At 73.3% G+C, this 6,294-nt stretch carries 4 protein-coding genes and 3 pseudogenes; 3 read left to right on the top strand and 4 right to left on the bottom strand.

All coding sequences use genetic code 11. The features are described from left to right. Positions 1 to 115: 115 nt before the first annotated feature. A pseudogene (locus tag ABZ497_RS36230) lies at positions 116 to 730 on the top strand (MBL fold metallo-hydrolase); the annotation flags it as partial. Between the two features lie 279 nt (positions 731 to 1,009). Here the strand turns inward: ABZ497_RS36230 and ABZ497_RS36225 are convergent. Both ABZ497_RS36225 and ABZ497_RS36220 read right to left on the bottom strand, forming a co-directional pair. After that, positions 1,010 to 2,432, bottom strand: a pseudogene (locus ABZ497_RS36225) (S8 family serine peptidase); the annotation flags it as partial. Positions 2,433 to 2,621: 189 nt separating this feature from the next. Then, positions 2,622 to 3,449, bottom strand: coding sequence for an SAM-dependent methyltransferase (locus ABZ497_RS36220; RefSeq protein WP_359812259.1), 828 nt, complete (start codon positions 3,447 to 3,449; stop codon positions 2,622 to 2,624). A 413-nt stretch (positions 3,450 to 3,862) separates the two neighbouring features. On the opposite strand from ABZ497_RS36220, the gene ABZ497_RS36215 reads away from it, so the two are divergent. Together ABZ497_RS36215 and ABZ497_RS36210 are read left to right on the top strand one after the other, a co-directional pair. Further along, positions 3,863 to 4,420, top strand: coding sequence for a sigma factor-like helix-turn-helix DNA-binding protein (locus tag ABZ497_RS36215; protein ID WP_352293922.1), 558 nt, complete (start codon positions 3,863 to 3,865; stop codon positions 4,418 to 4,420). Further along, positions 4,417 to 5,118: a hypothetical protein gene (locus ABZ497_RS36210; RefSeq protein WP_359812255.1), complete on the top strand. Its 702-nt coding sequence runs from the start codon at positions 4,417 to 4,419 to the stop codon at positions 5,116 to 5,118. Before ABZ497_RS36215 ends, ABZ497_RS36210 begins: the two co-directional genes overlap by 4 nt. A gap of 167 nt (positions 5,119 to 5,285) precedes the next feature. Here ABZ497_RS36210 and ABZ497_RS36205 read toward each other — a convergent pair whose 3' ends face one another. Together ABZ497_RS36205 and ABZ497_RS36200 are read right to left on the bottom strand one after the other, a co-directional pair. Continuing rightward, a complete protein-coding gene (locus ABZ497_RS36205) occupies positions 5,286 to 6,074 on the bottom strand; it encodes an ABC transporter permease (protein ID WP_359812252.1) in 789 nt (262 codons plus the stop codon). Then, positions 6,071 to 6,294 (bottom strand): annotated as a pseudogene (locus tag ABZ497_RS36200) (ABC transporter); the annotation flags it as partial. The pseudogene ABZ497_RS36200 and the gene ABZ497_RS36205, both read right to left, overlap by 4 nt.

The raw sequence follows: 6,294 nt of genomic DNA, 5'->3' as shown, positions 1-6,294 counted from the left end.
GAAAGCTACCTCGCCGGCCTCCACCTCCGTGGCGCGATGATCTGGATCAAGGACCTCACTCGAACCCATTGATCACGACCGAATACGTGCCCTAGCACGGGACACCGGAGACGAGATGACCATCCATCACCTGAACTGCGCCACCATGTGCCCCGTCGGGGGCCGACTGCTCCTGGGCAGCGGCGGACCGCTGATCGGCCGGCTGACGGCCCACTGCCTGCTGGTGGAGGGCGCGGACGGACTGGTCCAGGTCGACACCGGGTTCGGGACCGCTGACGTCGCGGACCCGCGGCGGCTCGGGCGGTCCTTCCTGCGGACGGTCCGGCCCCGGCTCCGGCCGGCCGCCACCGCGGTGCACCGGATCCGCGCGCTCGGCCACGACCCGCGCGACGTCCGCGACATCGTCCTGACCCACCTCGACCCCGACCACGCCGGCGGGATCGGCGACTTCCCGCACGCCCGGGTCCACGTCCTGGCCGACGAGCTCCGGGCCGTCGAGGCCCTGGCGACCCGCGGGGAACGCGACCGCTACCGCCCGGTCCAGTGGGCCCACGGTCCGCGCTGGGTGGAGCACCGACCGGACGCCGCCACCGAGAGCTGGTACGACTTCCGGGCGATCCCGGCGCCCTGGCGCGGGGCCCCCGACCTGCTGCTCGTCCCCCTGCCGGGGCACACCCGCGGCCACTGCGGCGTCGCCGTCCGGGAGGCCGACCGCTGGCTGCTGCACTGCGGCGACGCCTACTTCTCGCAGACGGACGTCGACCCCGCCGCACCCCGCCGCCCGCCCGGGCTGACGGCCTTCCAGCGCATGATGGCGTTCGACAACGGCGCCCGCCTGCAGAACCGGGAACGCCTGCGCGAACTGCGCCGCGCGCACCACGACGAGGTCCGACTGATCTGCGCCCACGACCCGGCCGACTTCCCCCGCCCCCGGCACCGCACCCGGGACGGCCCTGACCGGCGGGTCGCTACTCCGGGGAGCCGCCGGCAACGGCCACCGGCCGCCGCGTGGCGGCGACGGCGCCGCCGACCGCCTTCAGCGCGTCGACCTCGCCCTTGCCGAAGAAGCCGTTGTCACCCTCGGTGCCGACGCAGCGGGTGTCCGCGGCGGGGCACGGCTGCGGGTCGGCCTGGGCGGCGAGGCGTTCGCGGATCCCGGCCGGGGTGAGCGACGGGTCGGTGCTCGCGATGAGCGCGGCGACACCGGTGACGTGCGGGGAGGCCATCGAGGTGCCGCTCATCATGCCGTAGCCCCCGCCGGGCACGGTCGAGTACACGTCGGCGTCACCGTCGCCGCCCGGCGCCGCGAGGGCGATGACGCCCTCGCCGTAGTTGGAGTAGGACGCCCAGCCGCCGCCGACGGCCGTGGAGGCGACGGCCACCACGCCCGGAAGCTCGGCGGGGACGTCGAGGCAGGCCTTGGTGACGGTCCGTTCGAAGGGCTCGGAGTCGCTGGGGCTCGACGTGTCCGTCGGCGTTCCGGCGAAGTCCTGGTTGGCGTTGCCGGCGGCGGCGACCTGGAGCGATCCCCGGCTCTCGGCGTACTCCTGGGCGCGCCTGACGCCCTCGATGATGGCGGCCTGGTCCGGGTTGTCCGGGCAGTTGAACAGCCACGGGTCGGTCTCGTTGCTGCTGTTGGTCACCCGGAAGCCGTGGTCACCGGCCCAGACGAGCCCGCACACGGCGTTCTCGGCGTAGGTGAGGCTGCCCGGCTCCGCGGTCCGGACCGAGGCGATCTCCACGCCCGGGGCGACACCGACGACGCCCACGCCGTTCCTGGCCGCGGCTATGATCCCCGCGACGTGGGTGCCGTGCGAGCCGATGGCGCGCCAGGATCCGGCCCGGGTGTCGGTCCTGCCGTAGGCGCAGGAGACGGAGTCGGCGGCGTCGAAGTTGGGCGCGAGGTCCTGGTGCAGGTCGTCCACACCGGTGTCCAGCACGCCGACCTTGACGGTGCGGGAGCCGGTGGTCACGTCCCAGGCCTGGTCGGCCCTGATCTGGCTCATGTTCCAGCCGACGGTCTCGTCGGGGGCCTCGTCCGACTCGTCGGGGGCGGCCGGCACCGCCGGGGCGTAGGCGTCGGCCGGCACGTCGGCGGTGCGGGTGGCGCCCACCTGCTGGATCCCGGGCACGCCCCGCAGCGTGGTGGCGAAGTCGCCGGTGGTCGAGTGCGCGACGACCACGCCGATCGCGTCGTAGGAGGCGAAGACCGTGCCCCCCTTCGCCACCACGGCGGCCTTGGCGGAGTGGACGTCGGCGGGTGCGCTGATCACCAGGTACGAGCGGATCCCGGCGGACCAGCCGGGCGGGGCCGCCTCCGGCGTGGAGGCGGGGATGGCCGTGAGCACCGCGGGGACGCCGACCGCCACCGCGGTCAGGGCGGCGACAGCGAGGACCCGACGACCGGTCCGCCGACGTACCAGGGGTGACATGTGTTCTCCGATCAGCCCGTCTGCAAGGCGTTCGCACGAGGTCTCGACGCAACGTGCCAGGGCAATGATCCCTTGAACCGGGAACCGCTCACGACACACCCCTGTCACCCGCCGGAACAGCACCGCTCTCCGGCCCCGCGGCCGGCCCTCTCCCACGGCCGGCCCCTCCCGCGGGCGGCCACGCGCCGGTCAGGGCTTGACGGCCACGGCGGCGTAGGCGGAGGCCTCGGCCTCGGTGATCTCCGGGCTGGAGCCGTCCGGATCGGGCCGCCAGCGGTGGGTGGCCACCACACCGGGGTCGCGGATCTCCCAGCCGTCGAGGAAGCTCCGGACCTCCTCGCGGCCGCGCATCCGCACCGGGGTGCCGGCGGCGGCGTACACCTGGCTGACGCGCTCGGCGGCGGCGGGCGCGAAGTCCGCCGTGCCGTGGCTGATCACGAGGGCGCTGCCGGGGGCGAGCGCGCTCTTGAGCCGGTCCACCACGGCGTGCGCCTGCCGCTCGTCCGGGATGAAGTGCAGGAGCGCCACGAGGCTGAGGGCCACCGGCCGCGCCAGGTCCAGGGCCTCCCGCAGCTCCGCGGACTCCAGGATGGCCTCGGGCTTGTGGACGTCGGCCTGGAGGTAGACCGTGCGGCCCGCCGGGTTGGAACGCAGGAGGGCCTGGGCGTGGGCGAAGACGATCGGGTCGTTGTCCGTGTAGAGCACCCGGGCCTGCGGGTTGACCTGCTGGGCGACCTCGTGGAGGTTGGGGCTGGTCGGGATGCCGGTACCGATGTCCAGGAACTGGTCGATCCCCGTACCGGCCAGGAAGCGGATGGACCGGTGCATGAACGCCCGGTTCGCCCGGGCCGCGACGGGCGCCCAGGGAAAGACGGCCAGGGCCTGCCCCGCGGCCTCGCGGTCGGCCGCGAAGTTGGTCGTCCCACCGAGGTAGTAGTCGTACATCCGGGCCGAGTGCGCCCGGTGCAACTGCAGATCGACCTCGACGCCGTCGTGACTTCCCCTGCTCCCCGCCATCTGTCTCCCCCGCCGTGTCGGCCCGTGGGCCGCGCCACCCCCATGCGCCATGCGGCGCGCGCTCAGGCGCGCCAGGGCGCACCTCTCAGTGGAGACATCTGCCCACGACCGATGCCGGTCAACCGGCGCGGCGGCCGCTGCGACCGGCGCCTCACTGAACCGGTCCAAGCTATGCCACCGGCATGTGACGAACCATCAGTATCGTCTGCGTATTCATCATATTACTTTCAGTCAGTATTCTTGATTCTCTCTTTGCACACAGCCGCCCCTGCTGCGCTTGCATGTTCCACGGGGGCCTCAACCGTTCCCTCGCTCAGGCTCGGTGGCCCCACACCGCAGACACGAGGAGGACCGACATGACGATCGACCGGCAGGCGCCGCCCCCGACGGGCGGGCGCAGGGGAGGGCAAGCCATGAACGACAGCAGCGCACCGGACGGTCCCCGCTTGCGGCTCACCTTCGAGGCGTTCTGCGCCACCCACGAGCGGGCCTGGTCGGGCTTCGCCCGCACCCAGGTCGGCGCCGACCACGGCGCCGCCGAACTGATCGTCGCCGAGATGAAGGCCCACCTGCGTCGCAACTGGTCCCTCGCCCTGCGCCAGGAGATCCCCGCCGCCTACGCCTGGCGCCTGCTCAAGGAGCACCTCGGCGCTTGGCTGGACGCCCAGAGCCAGCCCACCGCGGTGCAGATCGCCGCGATGGACGCCGTGATCGGACACTTCTGCCGACAGGCCCGGCTCAGCCTGGAGACCCTGCCCGAGCAGATCGGCCTGCTCACCGCGATCCTCGCCCTACCCGAGCGCCAACGCGACATCATGGTCCTCACCTACTGCCTCGACCTGGACGACGACGAGGCCGCCGCCTACCTCGGCACGCCGACCGCCACCCTGCGGTCCAACCGCCGCCACGCCCGCCGGCGGATAGCCAAGGCCATCGGCCGGCCCGACCTCTCGGACAGGGAGTCCCGGTGAACCGCAATCTCGACCACCCCGGCCTCACCTCCTGGCTCGACGGCGGCCCGGCCTGCAACGGCTGGCCGACCGACACGGAAACGGGGGGCCGGACCGAGGTCTTCACCGGCACCGCGGCCGCACCGCCCGTGCAGCCGCCGCGGATCACCGTCGCACCGGCACCCTTCCCCTCCGCCCACGAGCAGGCCGCCCACGAACTCTCCCTCGCCATCGCCCTGGTCCTCAACGCACCGCAGGCCGGCGCGTCCCTGAAACAACTGGTCAACGGGTCCCGGATCCACCCGGAGGGCGCGCTCGTCCTCGCCTGTCTGCTGGCCCTCACCGGCCGGGTGGACGCCGCGCAGTTCTGGTGGCAGTTCGCGGCCGGCTCCGGCAGCACCACCGCCGCGTACCTCCTCCACCTGCACCACCAGCAGGCGGGCGAGACGCGGGACGCCGCCTACTGGCGCGCCCAGGCGGAGAACCTGGCCGAGAACTCGCGGCACCGCGCCGGACCCCACCGCCCCGCCACCGCGCTGCTCCCCGAGCAGGTGCGGCACGACATCCTCGCCCGCTGCCACGACGGTCTCGCCCCCCGCCTCCCGCCCCGGCTGCAGGCCGTCCTCAACCAACTCGTCGTGGACGGCGAGGACGAGGACTTCGGCGAGATCCCCCAGCCGTCCGCCAGCCTGGTCGAGGACCTCGCCGCAGCCCGGTGACGCGACCCGGTGACGCAGCCCGGACGACGCGTCAGCCGGGTGCGGCCCGGGCGGCGCGGCCGAGGGGGCGCCGCGCCGGCCGCCGCCCCCGGCCACGGGCCACCAGGGCGGGGTGCGCCGACGCGGTGTCCGCGTACCCCACCCCACCCCGGCCCGCCCGCCCGGCGCTACCTCGGATCACGGTTGAAGACCGACTTCGACCAGAGGTAACCAAGGACGGTGAGCGCCACGCACCAGGCGACGGCGAGCCACCCGTTGTGCCCGATCCCATGGCCGAGCAGCAGGCCGCGCAGGGTCTCGATGGCCGGCGTGAACGGCTGGTACTCGGCGATCGGCTGGAACCAGCCCGGCATCGCGTCGACCGGGACGAAGGCACTGGAGATCAGCGGCAGGACGATCAGCGGCAGCGCGTTGTTGCTCGCCGCCTCGGCGTTCGGGCTGACCATGCCCATCCCCACCGCGATCCAGGTGAGCGCCAGCGCGACGAGCGCGAGCAGCCCGAAGGCGGCCAGCCACTCCAGGGCGGTGGCGTCCGTGGAGCGGAAGCCGATGGCCACGGCGACGGCGCCCACGAGGAGGACACTGGCGACCGACTGCAGGACGCTGCCGATGACGTGTCCGACGAGGATCGACCCGCGGTGGATCGCCATGGTGCGGAAGCGGGCGATGATGCCCTCGGTCATGTCGTTGGAGACGGACACCGCCGTCCCGACCACCGTGCCACCGATGGTCATCAGCAGGATGCCCGGCACGACGTAGGCGATGTACGCGGAGCGGTCGGCGCCGCCGCCCATCCCCGCGCTCATCACGTCCCCGAACACGTAGACGAAGAGCAGCAGCAGGACGATCGGGGTGAGCAGCAGGTTCAGGGTGAGTGACGGGTAGCGCCGGGCGTGCAGGAGATTGCGGCGCAGCATCGTGGAGGAGTCGCGCACGGCGAGGGAGAGGGAGCTCATCGGACGGTCTCCTTGGACTGGTCGGTGCCGCCGGTCAGGGCGAAGAACACGTCGTCGAGGTCGGGGGTGTGGACGGTGAGTTCGTCGGCCTCGATGCCGGTGGCGTCCAGCCGGTCGAGGACGGCGCGCAGGTCGCGCTGGCTGCCGTCGCTGGGGATCCGCAGGGCCAGGGCCTCGTCGTCGCGGGTGACGTCGTGCAGGGCGAGGGCGGCGGACCGGT

This window comes from Kitasatospora sp. NPDC005751 (genome assembly GCF_040630835.1).
Classification (GTDB): Bacteria; Actinomycetota; Actinomycetes; order Streptomycetales; family Streptomycetaceae; genus Kitasatospora.
The sequence above is the reverse complement of the archived record's forward strand: the minus strand, read 5'-3'. Positions and strand labels throughout refer to the sequence as shown.

Excerpts from the sequence above, each read along its gene's own strand:
- ABZ497_RS36205 (WP_359812252.1), bottom strand. The coding sequence starts at position 6,074 with ATGAGCTCCCTCTCCCTCGCCGTGCGCGACTCCTCCACGATGCTGCGC.
- ABZ497_RS36215 (WP_352293922.1), top strand. The coding sequence starts at position 3,863 with ATGAACGACAGCAGCGCACCGGACGGTCCCCGCTTGCGGCTCACCTTC.
- ABZ497_RS36220 (WP_359812259.1), bottom strand. The coding sequence starts at position 3,449 with ATGGCGGGGAGCAGGGGAAGTCACGACGGCGTCGAGGTCGATCTGCAG.